12 protein-coding genes, 2 tRNA genes and 3 rRNA genes are annotated in these 20,833 nt (G+C 41.2%); 3 read left to right on the forward strand and 14 right to left on the reverse strand.

Going from position 1 to position 20,833, the window contains the following annotated elements:
- Positions 1-142: 142 nt before the first annotated feature.
- Positions 143-1,141 (forward strand): type I glyceraldehyde-3-phosphate dehydrogenase, encoded by a 999-nt coding sequence (gap, locus tag OLW01_RS07855; RefSeq protein WP_268073287.1) that lies wholly within the window; start codon positions 143-145, stop codon positions 1,139-1,141.
- A gap of 176 nt (positions 1,142-1,317) precedes the next feature.
- Here the strand turns inward: gap and OLW01_RS07860 are convergent, their stop codons facing one another.
- Genes OLW01_RS07860 through zwf form a run of 5 tightly spaced genes read right to left on the reverse strand, consistent with a single transcriptional unit; the run spans position 1,318 to position 6,923 of the window.
- A complete protein-coding gene (locus OLW01_RS07860) occupies positions 1,318-1,956 on the reverse strand; it encodes a bifunctional 4-hydroxy-2-oxoglutarate aldolase/2-dehydro-3-deoxy-phosphogluconate aldolase (protein WP_268073289.1) in 639 nt (212 codons plus the stop codon).
- Positions 1,957-1,965: 9 nt separating this feature from the next.
- Entirely contained in the window at positions 1,966-2,913 is a 948-nt protein-coding gene (locus tag OLW01_RS07865) for a glucokinase (RefSeq protein WP_268073291.1), read from the reverse strand.
- A gap of 4 nt (positions 2,914-2,917) precedes the next feature.
- A complete protein-coding gene (gene edd, locus OLW01_RS07870) occupies positions 2,918-4,738 on the reverse strand; it encodes a phosphogluconate dehydratase (protein ID WP_268073293.1) in 1,821 nt (606 codons plus the stop codon).
- A 17-nt stretch (positions 4,739-4,755) separates the two neighbouring features.
- Positions 4,756-5,445 carry a 6-phosphogluconolactonase gene (gene pgl, locus OLW01_RS07875; protein WP_268073295.1) on the reverse strand — a complete coding sequence of 230 codons (690 nt, stop codon included), beginning with the start codon at positions 5,443-5,445 and terminating at the stop codon, positions 4,756-4,758.
- Positions 5,446-5,456: 11 nt separating this feature from the next.
- Positions 5,457-6,923: a glucose-6-phosphate dehydrogenase gene (gene zwf / locus OLW01_RS07880; protein ID WP_268073297.1), complete on the reverse strand. Its 1,467-nt coding sequence runs from the start codon at positions 6,921-6,923 to the stop codon at positions 5,457-5,459.
- A 281-nt stretch (positions 6,924-7,204) separates the two neighbouring features.
- Between zwf and OLW01_RS07885 the strand changes: the two genes are divergently transcribed.
- Positions 7,205-8,062, forward strand: a complete 858-nt coding sequence (locus tag OLW01_RS07885; protein WP_268073299.1) for a MurR/RpiR family transcriptional regulator — start codon at positions 7,205-7,207, stop codon at positions 8,060-8,062.
- Between the two features lie 139 nt (positions 8,063-8,201).
- Positions 8,202-9,638, forward strand: a complete 1,437-nt coding sequence (pyk, locus tag OLW01_RS07890) for a pyruvate kinase (protein WP_268073301.1) — start codon at positions 8,202-8,204, stop codon at positions 9,636-9,638.
- 116 nt (positions 9,639-9,754) lie between these two features.
- Here the strand turns inward: pyk and OLW01_RS07895 are convergent, their stop codons facing one another.
- The 9 genes from OLW01_RS07895 to OLW01_RS07935 all read right to left on the reverse strand — a co-directional run bounded on the left by OLW01_RS07895 (position 9,755) and on the right by OLW01_RS07935 (position 20,831).
- Positions 9,755-10,540: an alpha/beta fold hydrolase gene (locus OLW01_RS07895; protein WP_268076187.1), complete on the reverse strand. Its 786-nt coding sequence runs from the start codon at positions 10,538-10,540 to the stop codon at positions 9,755-9,757.
- A gap of 3 nt (positions 10,541-10,543) precedes the next feature.
- The gene (locus tag OLW01_RS07900; protein WP_268073302.1) at positions 10,544-11,569 is read right to left on the reverse strand and encodes a M14 family zinc carboxypeptidase; all 1,026 of its coding nucleotides are present in this window, start codon (positions 11,567-11,569) and stop codon (positions 10,544-10,546) included.
- A gap of 62 nt (positions 11,570-11,631) precedes the next feature.
- Positions 11,632-12,348: a sulfite exporter TauE/SafE family protein gene (locus OLW01_RS07905; protein ID WP_268073304.1), complete on the reverse strand. Its 717-nt coding sequence runs from the start codon at positions 12,346-12,348 to the stop codon at positions 11,632-11,634.
- Between the two features lie 157 nt (positions 12,349-12,505).
- Positions 12,506-12,620: ribosomal RNA gene (gene rrf, locus OLW01_RS07910) — 5S ribosomal RNA — on the reverse strand.
- Positions 12,621-12,753: 133 nt separating this feature from the next.
- Positions 12,754-15,635 (reverse strand): 23S ribosomal RNA (locus OLW01_RS07915).
- 206 nt (positions 15,636-15,841) lie between these two features.
- A tRNA-Ala gene (locus OLW01_RS07920) sits at positions 15,842-15,917 on the reverse strand.
- Between the two features lie 110 nt (positions 15,918-16,027).
- A tRNA-Ile gene (locus OLW01_RS07925) sits at positions 16,028-16,104 on the reverse strand.
- 192 nt (positions 16,105-16,296) lie between these two features.
- Positions 16,297-17,828, reverse strand: a 16S ribosomal RNA gene (locus tag OLW01_RS07930).
- The 16S, 23S and 5S rRNA genes sit together here with 2 tRNA genes alongside, the layout of an rRNA operon.
- 591 nt (positions 17,829-18,419) lie before the next feature.
- Positions 18,420-20,831 (reverse strand): agarase, encoded by a 2,412-nt coding sequence (locus OLW01_RS07935; protein WP_268073306.1) that lies wholly within the window; start codon positions 20,829-20,831, stop codon positions 18,420-18,422.
- Positions 20,832-20,833 lie beyond the last annotated feature (2 nt).

The raw sequence follows: 20,833 nt of genomic DNA on the forward strand, positions 1-20,833 counted from the left end.
ATTTTTGTATAATCTCCTCCGAATTTTACAATTATTGGTATTTAAAAAGGTTAAGTCACAATTTGTGAACACTTTTTAGCTTTGTTTACCGAACAAAAAACCAAAAAAATTATATTTATCAACAATCAGTTTAGGAACAACTATGACTATTAAAGTAGGTATTAATGGTTTCGGCCGTATTGGTCGTTTCGTTTTTCGTGCATCAGTTGAGCGTGATGATATTGAAGTCGTTGGGATTAATGACTTAATCGATGTCGAGTATATGGCATACATGTTAAAATACGATTCAACTCACGGTCGTTTCAAAGGTGACGTTGAAGTAAAAGATGGCAACTTAGTGGTAAATGGCAACACCGTTCGCGTAACAGCAGAGCGTAACCCAGAAGATTTAAAATGGGATCAAATTGGCGCTGAAGTAGTTGTAGAATCAACAGGTTTATTTTTAACTGATGAGACAGCTCGTAAACATATTACCGCTGGCGCTAAAAAAGTGGTTATGTCTGCTCCGTCTAAAGATGATACGCCTATGTTTGTATGCGGCGTAAACTTAGAGGCTTATGAAGGACAAGAAATTGTTTCAAATGCATCTTGTACAACTAACTGCTTAGCACCACTTGCTAAAGTATTGAATGATAAATGGGGCATTAAAGACGGCTTAATGACAACCGTTCACGCCACAACAGCAACTCAAAAAACAGTCGATGGCCCATCAATTAAAGATTGGCGCGGTGGTCGTGGTGCTGGCCAAAATATCATTCCTTCATCAACTGGTGCTGCAAAAGCGGTTGGTAAAGTAATTCCACAATTAAATGGTAAGTTAACCGGTATGGCTTTCCGTGTACCAACGCCTGATGTTTCTGTAGTTGATTTAACTGTTAACTTAGAAAACTCAGCAACTTACGAAGAAATTTGTGAAGCGATGAAAGAAGCGTCTGAAGGTGCTTTAAAAGGCATTTTAGGCTACACAGAAGATGATGTTGTTTCTAACGATTTCATCGGTGAAACTTGCACTTCAATTTTTGATGCTAAAGCAGGTATCGCATTAACTGATAAATTCGTTAAAGTTGTATCTTGGTACGATAACGAAATCGGTTATTCAAATAAAGTATTAGATTTAGTAGCACATATAGCTAAAAACTAAGTTTATAAATACTCATTAAAAAACCGCGATTTATTCGCGGTTTTTTATTGTCTCAAATTTATAAAGGTTAAATTTATAAATTATTTGACAATAAAAAAGCCGATGACCAAATTTGGTCATCGGCTTTTTTAATATTAAGCAAATGTGATTACAAATACATTTAAATATTCGTAAAATTAGCCTTGGCTTGCCGCTTTAGCTAACTCAGTAATTGCTTTCCAATCACCAGCTTCAACCGCATCGTTTGGTACTAACCATGAACCACCAACACAACGAACATTAGGTAATGCCAAGTACTCTCTAAAGTTACTAGGGCTTATACCGCCTGTTGGGCAGAAATTTACATTAGGGAATGGACCGCCAATCGATTTTAATGATTTAACACCGCCATTAGCTTCAGCAGGGAAAAATTTAAAACAATCATAACCATGATCTAAACCTAACATCATTTCAGAAATACTAGCAATACCCGGTAATAAGGCTGTATTACCCTTATTAGCCGCTTCTAACAAGCTTGGCGTCAACCCTGGGCTGATTGCAAATTGAGCTCCGTTATCTTCAACTGCTTTTAATTGAGCAGCATTAGCAACGGTGCCTGCACCTGTAATTGCTTCTGGCAATTTTTCCGAAATTAATTTAATTGCATCTAACGCACATTCTGTTCTTAATGTGATCTCAAGAACACGAACGCCACCTTCTAATAACGCTTCGGCAACAGGTAATGCATGCTCTAACTTGTTAAACACAAGTACAGGTACAACCTTACCCGCATTCATCACATCAAGCGGTTGCATTGACCAATTTCTTGTAGACATATATAAACCTTATAAATTTTGAGCTAAATAAGCAGCAGCGCCTAATAAGCCAGGCTGGTCTTCGGTTACAATGTAAACGGGTATTTTTTTATTAATAGGCTCGAACCGACCTTTGGCTTCAAATCTTTCTCTAAAACCACTATTAATTAAATACTCAGCAAACCTTGGAACAATCCCACCGGCAATAAAAACACCGCCACGAGTTAAAAGGGTTAAAGCTAAATTCCCACCAAAACTCCCCATAACATTACAAAACATATCTAATGTTGTTTTACATAACTGACAGCTACCGTTTATAGCTCTCTCAGTTATTTGAGCGGGTTCTAACTCTTTTTCAGAAGCTTGATTTAACGCCGCAAGTGCGCGGTAAATATTTGCAATACCTTGACCCGACATCAAGCGTTCTGCTGATACATGACCAAAATCTTTAGCTAAATACGTTAAAACATCCATTTCTTGTTGGTTATTGGGCGCAAAATCCACATGGCCACCTTCACCGGGTAGAGCAATCCACTTGCCACCTTGTGAAACTACATGAGCAACACCTAACCCTGTTCCTGCACCATAAACTGCAATTGGTTGGTTAGTTTCGCTTTCGCTACCACCTAATTGAATTTTCTGGTTATTTGTTAAAAAAGGAACAGACAAAGCAATTGCAGTAAAGTCATTAATCACATGCAAAGCCTCTACACCTAACGCACTTTGGCTTTGCTCAATCGAGAATGACCAACTATGATTTGTCATTGTCACTTGATCACTGTTAACAGGACAAGCAATAGCCAAACAAACATGAGTTGGCTTTTTCATACCTGTATCCGCTAAATAAGCTTGTATGGTTTCAACTGGAGATGCAAAATCAGTGACCTTATATTGGCGGACTTGACTAACAGCATTGACACCATCAGCAACCGCAATTCGCATATTGGTCCCGCCAATATCTGCTACTAACTTACTCATTTAATTAATCCTGAAAAAATAAGCTACATGCACCTTCTTCAGCACCTGTCATGCGTGAACGAAGTGAGCCAAAAAACTCGCGACCCATTCCAATACGTTCATCTGGTACTAAAGTTGGTTGTGCATTGTCTCTTTTTGCAAGTTCATCGGCATCAACTAACAATTCAACTTGACCTTTAGCCGAATCGACTAAAATCATGTCGCCGTTTTTAACTTTAGCTAATAAACCACCATCAATTGCTTCTGGGGTCATATGAATTGCAGCAGGCACTTTACCAGATGCACCAGACATTCGACCATCAGTTACCAATGCCACTTTTTGGCCTCTGTCTTGCAAAATCGCCAAAGGTGGAGTTAACTTATGAAGCTCTGGCATACCAATCGCCTTAGGACCTTGGAAACGCACAACAGCAACTAAATCACCTTCTAGCTTACCCTCTTTAAATGCGGCTTCAATATCGTGTTGGCTTTCAAAAACAACAGCCGGTGCAGTAAAGCTCACATCACCATCTGGCAATGAAGAAGTTTTCATAACACTTCGACCCAAATTGCCTTCTAGTACTTGTAAACCACCGTGAGAGCTAAAAGGTTTTTCTGCAGTAGCAATAATTGTTTTATCTAACGATTTAGTTGGCTGTTCAACCCACTCAAGTTCACCATCATTTAAGATTGGTGTTTTAGTGTATTTATCTAAACCTTTACCACAAATGGTATTAACATCATTATGCAAAAGGCCAGCACTGAGTAATTCATTAATCAATACAGCCATGCCACCAGCATGATGAAATTGGTTAATATCCGCAGAACCATTAGGATAAATGCGAGTCAGTAATGGCGTTGCGTTTGATAAGTCTGAAAAATCTGACCAATCAACTAAAATACCAGCACAACGTGCCATCGCCACCAAATGCATAGTGTGATTAGTCGAACCACCCGTTGCTAGTAAAGCAACAATACCGTTAATAACCGCTTTTTCATCAACCACTTTAGAGATTGGCGTGTAATTACTCCCTAAATCTGTAATTCGAGTCACTTGTTTTGAAGCTGCTCGAGTCAAGGCATTACGTAACACACTATCGGTTTCTACAAATGAAGAACCCGGCAAATGCAAGCCCATCACTTCAACAACAAGTTGATTACTATTTGCTGTACCATAAAAGGTACATGTACCAGGTGAATGATATGACGCAGATTCAGATTCCAATAAGGCTTCACGCCCTACTTTACCTTCTGCATGCAGCATTCTAACTCGAGTTTTTTCCGAGTTTGGAATCCCAGATGGCATTGGTCCTGCCGGCACAAAAACAAATGGTAAATGACCAAATGCAAGTGAAGACATCACCAAGCCTGGGACAATTTTATCGCAAATACCCAGCATCAAAGCACCATCAAACATATTGTGAGATAGGCCAATTGAAGAACTTAACGCAATAACATCTCGACTTAATAAACTTAAGTCCATGCCTGGCTGACCTTGAGTAACCCCATCACACATCGCAGGAACACCACCGGCAACCTGAGCTACACTTCCGGTTTCTGCGATGGCGTCTTTGATAATTTGAGGGTAATGCTCGTAAGGTTGATGCGCGGATAACATATCATTATAAGAGGTAATAATACCTATATTAGATTTGTTAAACTGCTTAAGTACACCTTTTTCATTTTTTGGGCATGCTGCATAGCCATGCGCCAAATTACCACAGGATAATACTTCGCGGTGCGGGCCTTTTACCCGCGCACGCTCAACTTTATCAAGATATGCTTTACGAGTATCTCGACTACGTTCTATTACTCTTTGTGTTACTTCCTGCACTATGGAATTCATACTGAGGGTGTCTCCTGCTATTTTGCAGCCCAGATGACATCTACAGGTGTTGAGTCTTGCTTAAGAATTGCCCGAATTGGCATTTCTTTAACATCATCGCCAGCGAGCGCTTTATCTAACACTACTTTTTTACTTTCCCCTACTAAGTGTACAAAAATTTGCTCACTATTAAGTAAAGATTTAAGTGTTAGTGACATCCGTTCATGTGGTGCCGTGGTTGGCTGAACTGCTAAACAAACTTTATCACTGCTTAATCCTTGATCAATTTGTTCTGAACACGGGAATAGCGATGCTGTGTGACCATCCTCACCCATACCAAGAATCAATACATCAATTGGAAAAGATAAACTGTTTAAATTAGCAGAAACGCTAGCCTCAGCACCAAAAGCGCTATCTTCACTGGTTTTTAACTCAACAAAAGTAGCTTTCGAGGCTTTATTTTGAATCAAATTTTGTAATACAAGTGCGGTATTGCTGGCATCACTCGACTGCTCAACCCAACGCTCATCCGCTAACGTAATGGCAACTTTGCTCCAATCAATATCTGCATTTGAAAGTGCTTTAAAAAAAGGTAACGGAGTGCGCCCACCAGAAACAACTAAACTTGCTTGGCCTTTAGTTTCAATGGCATTTGCCAATAAGCCAGCAACACGCTGAGCAAATTGTGCGTTTAAATCACTTGTATCTGAATATTCAACAAATTGCATATACTATATCCTTATGAGTCCCACTCTCGATCGTCTTTCGCCAATAACGCTGCGGCTGAACTTGGACCCCAAGTACCCGCTGGATAAGGTTTTGGCTTATCATTCGTTTCAGCCCAAGCTTGGAAAATACCGTCAACCCAGCTCCATGCGGCTTCAACTTCGTCACGACGAACAAAGAGTGATTGATTACCTAATAAGGCTTCAAGCAATAATCTTTCATAAGCATCAGCAATACGAACATCTTTAAATGCTTCAGAGAAACTTAAGTCTAGCTTAGTTTCTTGCAAATTCATTTTTTCGTTTAAGCCAGGTACTTTATTTAAGACTTTCACTTCAACCCCTTCTCGAGGCTGCATTCGAATCGTTAATACGTTCGATGGTAACTCACCATAACTATCTTTGAAGATATTATGTGGCATATTTTTGAAGTGGATAACGATTTCAGTTAGCTTCTCAGGAAGACGTTTACCCGTACGTAAGTAAAAAGGTACGCCTGACCAGCGCCAATTATCGATATCAACGCGCAGAGCAACAAAACTTTCAGTGTTACTTTCAGTATTTGCGCCTTCTTCTTCTAAATAACCAGGAACGGGTTGACCTTTAATCGCACCCGCCGCGTATTGGCCGCGAACCGTTTTAACTGCTACATTATCTTTAGTGATTGGACGTAAACATTTCATTACACGAAGCTTTTCATCACGGACATCATTTGCGTTCAAGCTTACTGGAGGGTTCATTGCAACCAAACTTAAAACTTGTAATAAGTGGTTTTGAACCATGTCACGCATTTGACCAGCATCGTCAAAATAACCCCAACGACCTTCAATTCCTACTTCCTCTGCGACTGTAATTTGAACATGATCAATACAGTTATGATCCCAGTTAGACGCAAACAATGAATTTGCAAAACGTAATGACAATAAATTAAGAGTTGTTTCTTTACCTAAATAATGATCGATACGATAAGTTTGGCTTTCTGCAAAAAATTCAGCCACTTGATCATTAATTACTTTTGATGAAGCTAAGTCGTGACCAATTGGTTTTTCAAGTACGACACGGGTTTCATCATTAATTAAACCAGCCTCGTTTAGACCATTACAAATAGAACCGAAAATTGAAGGTGGTGTAGAAAAATAATTAACCATGACACGTTGAGATTGATCAACATGCTTTTGCAATTTGGCATAATCTGCGATATCGCGCAAATCAACCATACAATAATCTAACTTGGCAGAAAATTTGTCCCAAACCTCTTCAACAATATCTTCTTTCATGAAGGTTTCTAGCGCTTCTTTTACCAAATCTACAAACTCTTCTTGAGTATGTACATGGCGAGCAACACCAATAATTTTGGTGTTGCTATCTAATAATCCAGCTTTTTCTAACTGATATAAAGAAGGTAATAATTTACGGCGTGCCAAATCCCCTTTGGTACCGAATAATACTAAATCACATGGCTTATTTGATTGCGAGACCATGATAGCTCCCCGTTAAGTCTTAAAATTAAGATTGTCGCTAGCTGCGCTAAACGCAAATTAAGCGCAGTATTGAACACTAAAAATCGAAAATTTACAACCAATTGCCATATTACGAGTAGATGAATACCTATTCAATCGGTTTATAACCCAGATTATATCTAAAAATGTAGCCTAATTACATAAAAATATCGGAATTATGTTATTTTGTAGTTAAATTACGAACATCCTTAGGGCATAATAGCGGTTCAGCGTACTTTTTAGGCAATCTAGCTAGGCTAATTATGAATATTTTGGAAAAAATCGCTCAAAATCAAAATTCGTTCAGTAAATCAGAACGTAAAGTAGCAGAAATTATTATGGCTGCACCACAAAGTGCTATGCACAGTAGTATCGCAACCTTAGCTAAAGCTGCAGATGTCAGCGAACCAACTGTTAATCGTTTTTGCCGGCGACTAGAAACAAAAGGTTTTCCAGATTTTAAATTACATTTAGCACAGTGCTTAGCTAGCGGAACCCCATATGTTAACCGTCACGTAGACGAAGCTGACGGGCCGGATGCATACTGCGCAAAAATATTTGATTCAACCATGGCATCGCTTGAAACAGCACGCCAACATTTAGATACAACAACGATTAATCGAGCTGTTGATATTTTGACGCAAGCTCGCAAGATTTCTTTTTTCGGCTTAGGTGCATCAGCATCAGTGGCGCATGATGCTCAAAATAAGTTCTTCCGGTTTAATGTGCCCGTTATTTGTTTTGATGATGTATTAATGCAACGCATGAGTTGCATTAATAGCTCAGAAGGCGAAGTGATTGTATTTATATCACATACAGGTAGAACAAAAAGTCATGTCGAAAGTGCAGCTCAAGCTAGAAATAATGATGCTACTGTTATTGGAATAACAGATGCAGCCAGCCCTTTAGCGCAAGAATGTAACCTAGTGCTATCTTTAGAGGTTAGTGAAGACACTGACATGTATATGCCTATGTCTTCTCGAATAGCTCAACTTGTATTAATAGACATACTCGCAACCGGATTTACATTAAGACGTGGTACAAAGTTTCGTGAAAACTTAAAACGCGTTAAAGATGGTTTAAAGGAATCTAGATACAACAAAGGGTTAAGAGAGCATTAATCGTTAAAACTTTTAGCCCTCTTTATTTTAGAGCTAGATTCACTTACTCTAGCTCTAGACTTAAAAATCAAATTTCATATTACTTATATTTTAAGTAATATAATTAAACACACGAACTCGCATATTGGGAGCCCAGCGAATGTTTAGAAGAACCAAAATAGTCTCAACCTTAGGCCCTGCAACGGATAAAGATAATAACTTAGAAAAAATCATCAAAGCAGGTGTTAATGTAGTCCGCATGAACTTTTCACATGGCGACGCCGAACAACATATTGAAAGAGCTGAAGCCGTTCGTCAAATTGCTAAGGATTTAAATTTAAATATCGGTATTTTAGGCGATCTTCAAGGTCCAAAAATTCGAGTTTCTACCTTTAAAGATGGCCCTATCTTCCTAAACATAGGTGAGCAATTTATTCTTGATGCTCAAATGGGCAAAGGCGAAGGCAACCAAAACGCAGTAGGCCTTGATTATAAAGCCTTAGTTAATGATGTTCTACCTGGTGATATACTATTGTTAGATGATGGTCGAGTTCAGCTTACGGTAGCGAATGTCGAAGGCGAAAAAATCATTACGACAGTTAAGATTGGTGGCAAATTATCAGACAAAAAAGGCATTAATAAATTAGGGGGTGGCTTATCTGCACCTGCGTTAACTGCCAAAGATAAAGAAGACATTAAATTAGCAGCTAAAATTGGCGTTGATTATTTAGCCGTTTCTTTTCCACGTTCAGGGGCTGATCTTCAATATGCGCGTCAACTTGCGCAAGAAGCTGGATTAGATGCTCAAATTGTTGCTAAAGTGGAACGTGCTGAAACAGTCGAAACAGACGAAGCGATAGATGATATTATTACCAATTGTGACGTAGTTATGGTCGCTCGTGGTGATTTAGGGGTTGAAATAGGTGATCCCGCACTGGTAAGCAAACAGAAAAAACTTATTTCTCGTTCACGCCAGTTAAATCGCGCTGTAATTACTGCAACGCAAATGATGGAATCTATGATTGAAAACCCAATGCCAACCCGCGCTGAGGTCATGGATGTTGCAAATGCCGTTTTAGATGGAACAGATGCTGTTATGCTTTCAGGTGAAACTGCCGCAGGTCAATATCCGTTAGAAACGGTCACCTCAATGGCAAGTGTTTGTCTTGGAGCTGAAAAGCACCCTAGCATTTTGACATCGCACCATAGACTCAGCAAAGAGTTTGATTCAATTTCAGAAACAACTGCGTTATCTGCTATGTATGCGGCAAATCATACCAATGGTGTTAAAGCGATAGTTTGCTTAACAGAATCGGGCAATACTGCAAAATTGATGTCTAGAATTAGTTCAGGTATTCAAATCTTTTCAGTTTCTCGTCATGAAAAAACACTAACCACTTGTGCATTGTATCGGGGGGTCCACCCATACTTTTTTGATTCAAGTACATCAAACCCTGCGTCATTAAGCAATGACCTACTAGGTTCACTAAAAGATGCGGGTCATTTAAATAAAGGCGATCTTATTATAATGACTCACGGTGATACCATGGAAACAATTGGTTCAACTAATACAATGAAATTAGTTCGAGTTAACTAATTATAAACACGAAAAACCTCAAAATATAAGATAGGCAAATAGCATATTTGCCTATCTTTCAATTTCCGCGCCTCTACTTAAACCAACTTCTCAGCTAAAAGTTAAACCTTGCAGATTTAATAAATAAAAGCCGAAATTTGTCTAGACAGCCACAATGGATCATCCAGAGCTAAATCGTGGCCTGCAGTTGGGTGTAGGATAAAACTAGATTGGGGAAAATGATGTGCCAATGCCACACTTGAACGATAATCGACTAAACGATCATTACGCGATGCAATAATTAATATAGGTACTTGAATAAGTTTTTTCGGTAACCTAAATCGAGCGGCAGCAATAAGTTGCATAAGTCCATTAAACGGACTTATTGGATATTGCTCGGCAATTTTATACCAAGTATTGATTAGCTTTGACTCATTATAATTAGTCAATTTATGATTCGAGGTTAATGCTAATATGCTTTTTTCTTTATTCACTTTAGACTCGACAATCAAAGAGCAAATTTTCAAATAATTTTGCCAGCGAAGCCTAATATAAAAAGGAGATAAATCTTTAAAACTTGAGTTAATTAGCACGATATTTGTTATTCTTTTGGGTTCGGCATCTGCCCAATCAACTGCTATCATTCCGCCCATTGACAACGCAACAATCGCAATGCGTTCATATTGACTATACTGACGTGAAAAACGTTCTGAAAGCTCTTTCCGTAACTTAGAAATACTGCAACTTGACTTGCTTTTATATTCACAACCATTGCCTGCAATATCCATTGCAACAACAGGTATACGACTAGGTAACGAGCTTGCTAAAGTTTTTTCAAACCCCATCCAGTGCCGCTGTTCACGAATGAGGCCCCTTAGCAATAAAACAGCTTGAACTGATTTTGCACTATGATCACTTCGCATCACCTAGTTTCCATACCAAAGTTGAGTCGCTTTTTGCGCCATATTAAAACTTTTACCGTCGTCTAACCAACTTTCATAAGACACGGTTAATCGCATTAAAAATTCCATTAAAACTAAATGAGATCTTAATACTCGTTTCACTCTATGTGGCTTAATCGGATGAAATAAACCTAAGCTTTTTAAGAGTTGTGCGGGATTTTTCCGCACCCATCTCCAAGATCCCATTTCTAATGTTAATGGTAAAAATATCGTATTTAATTTCAAAGATTCGTCGTATAAAAAATCCCAAATATCACCGTGACACAAATAATGCAAAGACTGAGGTTCAAAAATGTAATTTTGATAGGGGTAAGCCTGAAACAACAAATCTCGAATATGATACATCTCACCAATATGGTGTATTGGTTTTAATTTACTTTTTGCATACGGAAACCAAATTCGATCATGTAAACCAAATCCTGAATGGCAATCTAAGACCACGCTAAACTTCCGATTAAAACAATGTTGTTGAATATAATTCGTTAAAGCCAGCGTTTCGGTTTCACATTTTAAACCGTACTTGCCACGATACCAGGGTAAAGACGAAGAAATACGATGACCACCAACTAGAAAGGAAGTTGCTTCGGTACTTTCAATAGGCGCGTTTCGCATTAAATCAACACCATTGCCATTTGAACGTTTATGTAAAGCAACACCAACGGGATTAACTAATGGTATAAAAAGAATGGTTAAATGCTTAAGCAAATCGTTTAATGACAAATCCCAAGATAGTCGTCCTAACAAACTTTCTAGAAACGCTAAAATAACTTGAGTACCAATTCGCTCTAAACCATGAACCCCACCAACAAAACATAAACAAGGTAAATTAGCGTCACTTGCACCGAGTTTTAACGCATATATAGGTAGATTGATATCTTGGTAAGTAACGTGGGAGATAATTTCATGAGATAAATGACCATTGGAAGTATCAATTAAATACTCTATTTGCTTTAGTTCTGGTAAGTAGCTATCTATAAAAGGTTTATGCAATAGGACCTCTTGAATAAATGGATAATAAGTTTATTCAAGATACTACGTAATTTAAATGACACTTATATGAATGCTTTTATTATGGTTCCTAAACCGCTAAGTGCAGAAAATGACAAAATAAAATATCTTAATTGAGCCGGCCCTACATATTTAGAAGCTATACTTGATAAATAAAAACCCAATATAAGCCCGGGGATAGCAATAATAAATAAATATAAATGCTCGAACGAGAGCTTATTAATCCACAATAAAGTGCTCACGATTACAATATTTAAAAACAAAAAGAAAGCCGCTAAATTTGCTTTTAATTGAGCCGCTTTCACATTTTGATAGAGTAAAGCTACCGGTGGACCACCCACCGCGGTTAAAGTACCCATAAAACCCGACAAATATCCGGCCAATGTCGTCGTTAGTTTATTTATTTTAGGCGAGTAACCAATAATAGATATAATAACAGCCAATAAGATCAGCGAACCAAAGACAATTTGAAATTGTTTAACGCTTACCATGTTTAAGATAACACCAGCAATCACAACGCCAAAAAAACCACCCAGCATAGTCCAAGAAACTTGATCAACTTTTAAATCTGATTTATCTCTTATTAACATAATCACCGTCATCACGGTAGAAATTAATACCATAGGACCGGGAACAAATTCTGGATTAATCATAAATAGTAAAGGTGCGCAAAACATACCTATACCATAACCGACCACGCCCTGGATTAAGCTGCCGAGTAATACAATTACGTTGACTAAAATAATTAATTCAATTGACATAATAACCTGCAAAGCGGAAACGAAAAAAGCCCGACTCTTTCGAATCGGGCTGAATCTTGGGATGCTTTCACATCAAATTCTTATGTACCGGATGTACGGTATGTCTAAACTGCATGGATGCGTTGTTTAGACCTTATCCTAAAGGATAAAATAAAGAGCCTGGCAGTGTGCTACTCTCACATGGGAACTCCCACACTACCATCGCCGCTATTGTGTTTCACTTCTGAGTTCGAAATGGAATCAGGTGGTGCCACAATGCTTTGGCCGCCAGGCATAAGTCGGTCTGTTAATTCACTTTTCAGTCAATTAACCAATCAGGACAATACATAATAAAGAGTCAATCAAGTTTGTTTATTCATTCGCGCAGTCACACTTCACGTCATGTTAATAAACATTCGGCGTTGTATGGTTAAGCCTCACGGGTCATTAGTATTGGTTAGCTCAATGCCTCACAGCACTTACACACCCAACCTATCAACCTTGTAGTCTACAAGGGCCCTACTGGAGCTTATAGCTCAGTGAGAACTCATCTTGGGGCTCGCTTCCCGCTTAGATGCTTTCAGCGGTTATCGATTCCGAACTTAGCTACCGGGCAATGCTCTTGGCAGAACAACCCGAACACCAGTGGTTCGTCCACTCCGGTCCTCTCGTACTAGGAGAAGCCCCCCTCAATTCTCAAACGCCCACGGCAGATAGGGACCGAACTGTCTCACGACGTTCTAAACCCAGCTCGCGTACCACTTTAAATGGCGAACAGCCATACCCTTGGGACCGACTTCAGCCCCAGGATGTGATGAGCCGACATCGAGGTGCCAAACACCGCCGTCGATATGAACTCTTGGGCGGTATCAGCCTGTTATCCCCGGAGTACCTTTTATCCGTTGAGCGATGGCCCTTCCATTCAGAACCACCGGATCACTATGACCTACTTTCGTATCTGCTCGACGTGTCTGTCTCGCAGTTAAGCTGGCTTATGCCATTACACTAACCGTACGATGTCCGACCGTACTTAGCCAACCTTCGTGCTCCTCCGTTACGCTTTGGGAGGAGACCGCCCCAGTCAAACTACCCACCAGGCAATGTCCGCATTCCCGATTAGGGAACAACGTTAGAACATCAAACATACAAGGGTGGTATTTCAAGGTCGGCTCCACACCATCTAGCGACGATGCTTCAAAGCCTCCCACCTATCCTACACATGTAGGTTCAATGTTCACTGCCAAGCTGTAGTAAAGGTTCACGGGGTCTTTCCGTCTAGCCGCGGGTACACAGCATCTTCACTGCGATTTCAATTTCACTGAGTCTCGGGTGGAGACAGCGTGGCCATGATTACACCATTCGTGCAGGTCGGAACTTACCCGACAAGGAATTTCGCTACCTTAGGACCGTTATAGTTACGGCCGCCGTTTACCGGGGCTTCGATCAAGAGCTTCGACCTAAGTCTAACCCCATCAATTAACCTTCCGGCACCGGGCAGGTGTCATACCGTATACGTCATCTCTCGATTTAGCACAGTACTGTGTTTTTAATAAACAGTTCCAGCCACCTGGTTACTTCGACCACCTCTCGCTCCAGGCGTAAAGCCCTTCACAATAACGTGGCGTACCTTCTCCCGAAGTTACGGTACTATTTTGCCTAGTTCCTTCACCCGAGTTCTCTCAAGCGCCTTAGTATTCTCTACCTGACCACCTGTGTCGGTTTGGGGTACGGTTCTTAATGACCTGAAGCTTAGAAGATTTTCCTGGAAGTATGGCATCAACTACTTCACCCCCTTGGGGGCTCGTCTCGTGTCTCAGTCTTAAGGAAATCCGGATTTACCTAAATCTCCAACCTACACACTTTCACATGGACTACCAACGCCATGCTAGTTTAGCCTGCTCCGTCTCTCCGTCGCAGTCATTAAAAGTACGGGAATATTAACCCGTTTCCCATCGATTACGGCTTTCGCCCTCACCTTAGGGGCCGACTTACCCTGCCCTGATTAGCATGGGACAGGAAACCTTGGTCTTTCGGCGAGGGGGTTTTTCACCCCCTTTATCGTTACTCATGTCAGCATTCGCACTTCTGATATGTCCAGCATGCCTTACAGCTTTGCCTTCAACCACTTACAGAACGCTCCCCTACCACTTGAACCTAAGTTCAAATCCGCAGCTTCGGTTGCTTATTTAGCCCCGTTACATCTTCCGCGCAGGCCGACTCGACTAGTGAGCTATTACGCTTTCTTTAAAGGGTGGCTGCTTCTAAGCCAACCTCCTAGCTGTCTAAGCCTTCCCACATCGTTTCCCACTTAATAAGCATTGGGGACCTTAGCTGGCGGTCTGGGTTGTTGCCCTCTTCACGATGGACGTTAGCACCCACCGTGTGTCTCCCGGATATTACTCTCAGGTATTCGGAGTTTGCAAAGGGTTGGTAAGTCGGGATGACCCCCTAGCCTTAACAGTGCTCTACCCCCTGAGGTATTCGTCCGAGGCGCTACCTAAATAGCTTTCGGGGAGAACCAGCTATCTCCCGGCTTGATTAGCCTTTCACTCCGATCCACAGGTCATCCCCTAACTTTTCAACGTTAGTGGGTTCGGTCCTCCAATTGATGTTACTCAATCTTCAACCTGCCCATGGATAGATCGCCGGGTTTCGGGTCTATACCTAGCAACTCTACGCGCAGTTAACACTCGCTTTCGCTACGGCTCCCCTATTCGGTTAACCTTGCTACTAAATATAAGTCGCTGACCCATTATACAAAAGGTACGCAGTCACAGAACAAGTCTGCTCCCACTGCTTGTACGTACACGGTTTCAGGTTCTATTTCACTCCCCTCACAGGGGTTCTTTTCGCCTTTCCCTCACGGTACTGGTTCACTATCGGTCAATTGGGAGTATTTAGCCTTGGAGGATGGTCCCCCCGTCTTCAGTCAAGATATCACGTGTCCCGACCTACTTAATGCGTGAATGATAAATCTTCATATACAGGGCTATCACCTTCTATGGCTGCACTTTCCAGTGCATTCTACTAATTTATCATTCATCGGCTGTTCCCCGTTCGCTCGCCGCTACTTGGGGAATCTCGGTTGATTTCTGTTCCTCGGGGTACTTAGATGTTTCAGTTCTCCCGGTTTGCCTCTTACACCTATGTATTCAGTGCAAGATACTCTAAAAAGAGTGGGTTGCCCCATTCGGAAATCTATAACTTAAGCGTCTTTTATCGACTCGTCATAGCTTATCGCAGATTAACACGTCCTTCATCGCCTCCAATTGCCTAGGCATCCACCGTGCACGCTTAGTCACTTAACCATACAACCCGAATGTTTATCCAGATTGTACGTAGGACTGCTTGCTACTTTGAATACTAATTCAACTTGATTGAATTCGTTTTTCTTTATTACTTCTTGTCCAGATTGTTAAAGAGCGTGGTTAAAAAAACCAAACAAAATAATTAGCGTTAACTATTTTGTTTGGTTTCTGTGTACCTGACTTCGTTTTATATAATAATGCAAAAGTGGTGGAGCTAAGCAGGATCGAACTGCTGACCTCCTGCGTGCAAGGCAGGCGCTCTCCCAGCTGAGCTATAGCCCCATTTTTGCAGTCTTTTTTCGTAAATGTAATTCACTTTAATTCCAGGCATTTTAATGCGAACGTTTAGCCTGCTAAACGAATATTAAAATAACGCAGAAGTAATGTGAATTTGGTAGGTCTGGGCAGACTTGAACTGCCGACCTCACCCTTATCAGGGGTGCGCTCTAACCAGCTGAGCTACAGACCTATACTCAATCTTTCACTTCAACTTGTCGGCAAACCGACCTCACCGCTTTTACAAGGGATTGGGGTGCTAACTAGCTGAGCTACAGACCTATCTTATGACTTTCATCATTCGGTCTGTTGACCTTACGAAGTCTTTCTTTCAGTAACCAGTTATTTATCTGTGTGAACACTGTGCATGTTTAATGAATTTTTGTAAGGAGGTGATCCAGCCCCAGGTTCCCCTAGGGCTACCTTGTTACGACTTCACCCCAGTCATGAACCACAAAGTGGTAAGCGCCCAATGTTAAGCTACCTACTTCTTTTGCAGCCCACTCCCATGGTGTGACGGGCGGTGTGTACAAGGCCCGGGAACGTATTCACCGCAGCATTCTGATCTGCGATTACTAGCGATTCCGACTTCATGGAGTCGAGTTGCAGACTCCAATCCGGACTACGAACAGCTTTAAGGGATTCGCACACTATCGCTAGTTAGCTGCCCTCTGTACTGTCCATTGTAGCACGTGTGTAGCCCATCCCGTAAGGGCCATGATGACTTGACGTCGTCCCCACCTTCCTCCGGTTTATCACCGGCAGTCTCCTTAGAGTTCCCGACCGAATCGCTGGTAACTAAGGATAAGGGTTGCGCTCGTTGCGGGACTTAACCCAACATTTCACAACACGAGCTGACGACAGCCATGCAGCACCTGTCTCACGATTCCCGAAGGCACACTAAAATCTCTTCTAGCTCTCGTGGATGTCAAGGGATGGTAAGGTTCTTCGCGTTGCATCGAATTAAACCACATGCTCCACCGCTTGTGCGGGCCCCCGTCAATTCATTTGAGTTTTAGCCTTGCGGCCGTACTCCCCAGGCGGTCTACTTATCGCGTTAGCTTCGCTACTCACGGATTAAATCCACAAACAGCAAGTAGACATCGTTTACGGCGTGGACTACCAGGGTATCTAATCCTGTTCGCTACCCACGCTTTCGCACCTCAGTGTCAGTAATGGGCCAGGGGGCCGCCTTCGCCACCGGTATTCCTTCAGATCTCTACGCATTTCACCGCTACACCTGAAATTCTACCCCCCTCTCCCTTACTCTAGCATGACAGTTCTGAATGCACGGCCGAGGTTGAGCCCCGGTTTTTCACACCCAGCTTATCACGCCACCTACGTGCGCTTTACGCCCAGTAATTCCGATTAACGCTTGCACCCTCCGTATTACCGCGGCTGCTGGCACGGAGTTAGCCGGTGCTTCTTCTGTCAGTAACGTCACAGTAAGTTGGTATTAACAACTTACCTTTCCTCCTGACTGAAAGTGCTTTACAACCCGAAAGCCTTCTTCACACACGCGGCATGGCTGCATCAGGGTTTCCCCCATTGTGCAATATTCCCCACTGCTGCCTCCCGTAGGAGTCTGGGCCGTGTCTCAGTCCCAGTGTGGCTGATCATCCTCTCAAACCAGCTAGAGATCGTCGCCTTGGTAGGCCATTACCCCACCAACTAGCTAATCTCACTTGGGTTCATCTCGTCGCAGGAGCCATAAAGGCCCCCTTTAACCCGTAGGTATTATGCGGTATTAGCCATCGTTTCCAATGGTTATCCCCCACAACGAGGCAGATACCCAAGCATTACTCACCCGTCCGCCGCTCGACGCCTGAGAGCAAGCTCTCATCGTTTCCGCTCGACTTGCATGTGTTAGGCCTGCCGCCAGCGTTCAATCTGAGCCATGATCAAACTCTTCAAAAAAGTTTTTAAATCTTGCTCAATTAACTCAAAATCACATTTTCATGTGAGCCTGAATAAATTGATAAATTGTTCATTCATCAAATCTATGCCAGTGCTCACACAGATAAATAAGGTTACCTAATTTTTAAAGAACGTTGCGGATATTCCGCTGCTTCTTACCGAAGCGAGGCCGCGCATTCTACGCTGTCCTCTTTTGTTGTCAAGCCTTTATTTTTCGTTATTGATATTTAACGTTAAACAGGCCTTTTCAACGGTTTGAACTCTATTGAGCTGCGCATTCACTCGCTGATGTTTGTCTGCGTGTTGCTGCGTTGTGGGGGCGCATTATAGGGACTAATTAAACCCCGTCAACGCTTTTTTTGAATTTATTTGAAATTAAAGTTTGTTTGCTTATAAAAACAACTATTCTGCTTTTTTTTGCATATTTTATGTACTTTTATTAACTTTGCAGTACAAAATTGTCGAACTATCACACTCCAACTTGAGAGATTAAAATTTTTATAATCTGAAAAATTATCAGCAGTGCCTTGAAAACAAAAAAGGCTTAAATTAATTTAAGCCTTTTTAAGATTAACGGAAAAATTGATCTAACTACTCTTTTTGATTTAACAGTTCGTTGAAACGTCGTTGGTATAATGTGCCATTAACTTCTCTTGCTGCATCAACCATAGCGTTGTATGGGACATCGGTAACAGACACAAAACCTATATTGTAATTTTCACCATCATAAGCTCGGCCTGTAATAGGCGAGTCTATATACTGGAACCAATGTGCACCAATGAAATAATCATTATCGATAATTGAGTGCATATATTCTTTATACATACGTGCTCTATCTTTTTGATCAGCCGCTGCAATTAACCCTGGATGGAAGAAACCAGAAGCCGTGGTACCAATGTGATATTCACCAATAACCGCCGGCATATCTAATTTTTTAAGGAATTTCGAGGTTGACGGCGTTAACCCCTCTTTATATAAATTAATACTTAATACATCTACGTATTCAGAGGCCGCTTTCACCACAGGCGCAGGCATGCCCCAGCCTGCAAATCTAACACCCATATATAAGTGATTCGGCAGGTATTTAGCCAACGTACCGTCAACCACTTTAAAGTACTGTTTAGCATAGAGATAAAGTAAATTTTCATAATCTGCAATGCGGTTTTTATTAGATGGTGCGGTATCAAAACCACCTTTTTGGAACGCACCCCACGAGGTTAGAGATAAGCCCCATGCTTGGTTTAACTTTTTAATGTCACCATATTGTTTCTTTAACGTTTGGGTAAACATATTTTTAGTGGGCACGCCTGCACCATCGCGGTTTAAGGTGTGAATGACAATACCTAACTCGCTTTCAGGTCGGCCCGGTCGGCCCCAACTTTTTTCATTGTCAACAAACACACCCACACACCAAGGGCTGCCTTTTACTTCATCTGCAACCACTTTTAAGGTTACATCCGCTCGTTCAGCAAATTTAGGATCAAATACATCCGGCAAAGGAGACCAAAAATCATTGCCACTAGAAACTGTTTTAAAGTCACCAATTATCCAGCCATTGGCAAAATATGGCATTCTTTTATTATCGTAAAATATTGGGTCTACCCAGTTTCCGAACGAGGTAAATCCCCAGCTACGCATGCGATCTAAGGTAACTTTACCCCAGTCATTTACATACGAATATGGGGTTGTTTCACCGTATTTTCGCTCTAAATTTGCCATATAAAAACTAAACACTTCACCATGTTCAACTGGACCGGAATGAACTTCACGGCGATAACCATAGTTACCGGCAAGCGGGTCTGTATAATCTGGTAACCATTGAAACATGTTTTTACGTGTTTTAGAGACCACATGTCTGGTTGGGATGGCTTCTGCTGGTGGGGTGTTTAAGCCTTCTGAATCTTCCGGCGTTACATCGTCCGCTGAGCGCTGTTTAATGGTATCTTTATCGAAGTCATAACCTGTCACTGTAGTGGTGTTAGACATTCGAACATTGGCGATACCCGAGGTAAAGAAAATATAGCCGTCTGGATCAATCAGCGACCATTTATCGCCAATTTTTTGAGTTCTAAAATAACCGGTCGCTTCAAATTTAGGGCCGTCTTTCCAACCACTAAAACGAGAGCGCCCATCAAGCATTTCACCATCGTTAAGACGCGCGAGTTCTTTATTTTTAACTTCAATTAATTCTGCTTCAGAATGTACTTTTTCTTCGAATTCTTGTTTTGACGATTGGCCAAATTTATCAACTATGTTAGCTAAATAATCTGGCTTGAGTTTTGGGTTTGGACGAATTCGAATATTATCGATAATGATTTCTTTATTACGCAGGTTGTGTTCAAGCGTAAAATTAATTTTTTTAATACCTTTTAAATTTAGGTTTTTATTGCCCCACATCCAAACAAATTGGACATCATCTGATTGCCATGTTGGTGGATTCGAACGCAAGCCCGAACTGAGATTAAGCTCAACACTATCGCCTAAATCTGAATCTGGGCTACCAACATCATGTCCGGCCATCTTTGAATAATAGGTTTTCGACTTACCAACCGGCACCACCACCGAACGCGTATAATTGCTACCATCAATATCGGTAACACCTAGTTTCAAAAACACCGAAACTTCACCCTCGTTGGCAATATCAAATGCAATATTAAAACTATCGTATTGGCTCCAGTCCCATGGGGTTTCTGGCTCAAAACTAATGGAGGAATAGGGTTTGTTGGCTGAATTGAATTTAACTTTTAACGCTTTTTTACCCTCCGTTACACCATTTGATTGAATCAATTCGCCTTCGGCGTTGCCAAACCTGATGGATGCAGGAATGCTATTGCCTTCAAAATCATAAATAATTTCAGTTCCCGCTTGAGCTTCGTCGGCTTGAGCGTTTTTTTCAGTCATTGTTGACTGAGAGGCTGAGCTTGGATCGTTATCAAAGCAAGCTGTGCTTAGCAAACAACTTGTGGCGATAACAGACCATTTATATAGGTTAGTTTTTAACATTT

Source organism: Catenovulum adriaticum (assembly GCF_026725475.1).
Lineage (GTDB): Bacteria > Pseudomonadota > Gammaproteobacteria > Enterobacterales > Alteromonadaceae > Catenovulum > Catenovulum adriaticum.

Coding starts and splice junctions, on each gene's coding strand:
- OLW01_RS07860 (WP_268073289.1), bottom strand. CDS start 1,956: ATGTCTACAAGAAATTGGTCAATGCAACCGCTTGATGTGATGAATGCG.
- OLW01_RS07905 (WP_268073304.1), bottom strand. CDS start 12,348: ATGTCAATTGAATTAATTATTTTAGTCAACGTAATTGTATTACTCGGC.
- OLW01_RS07885 (WP_268073299.1), top strand. CDS start 7,205: ATGAATATTTTGGAAAAAATCGCTCAAAATCAAAATTCGTTCAGTAAA.
- zwf (WP_268073297.1), bottom strand. CDS start 6,923: ATGGTCTCGCAATCAAATAAGCCATGTGATTTAGTATTATTCGGTACC.
- gap (WP_268073287.1), top strand. CDS start 143: ATGACTATTAAAGTAGGTATTAATGGTTTCGGCCGTATTGGTCGTTTC.
- OLW01_RS07895 (WP_268076187.1), bottom strand. CDS start 10,540: ATGCGAAGTGATCATAGTGCAAAATCAGTTCAAGCTGTTTTATTGCTA.
- pyk (WP_268073301.1), top strand. CDS start 8,202: ATGTTTAGAAGAACCAAAATAGTCTCAACCTTAGGCCCTGCAACGGAT.
- edd (WP_268073293.1), bottom strand. CDS start 4,738: ATGAATTCCATAGTGCAGGAAGTAACACAAAGAGTAATAGAACGTAGT.
- OLW01_RS07865 (WP_268073291.1), bottom strand. CDS start 2,913: ATGAGTAAGTTAGTAGCAGATATTGGCGGGACCAATATGCGAATTGCG.
- OLW01_RS07935 (WP_268073306.1), bottom strand. CDS start 20,831: ATGTTAAAAACTAACCTATATAAATGGTCTGTTATCGCCACAAGTTGT.
- pgl (WP_268073295.1), bottom strand. CDS start 5,445: ATGCAATTTGTTGAATATTCAGATACAAGTGATTTAAACGCACAATTT.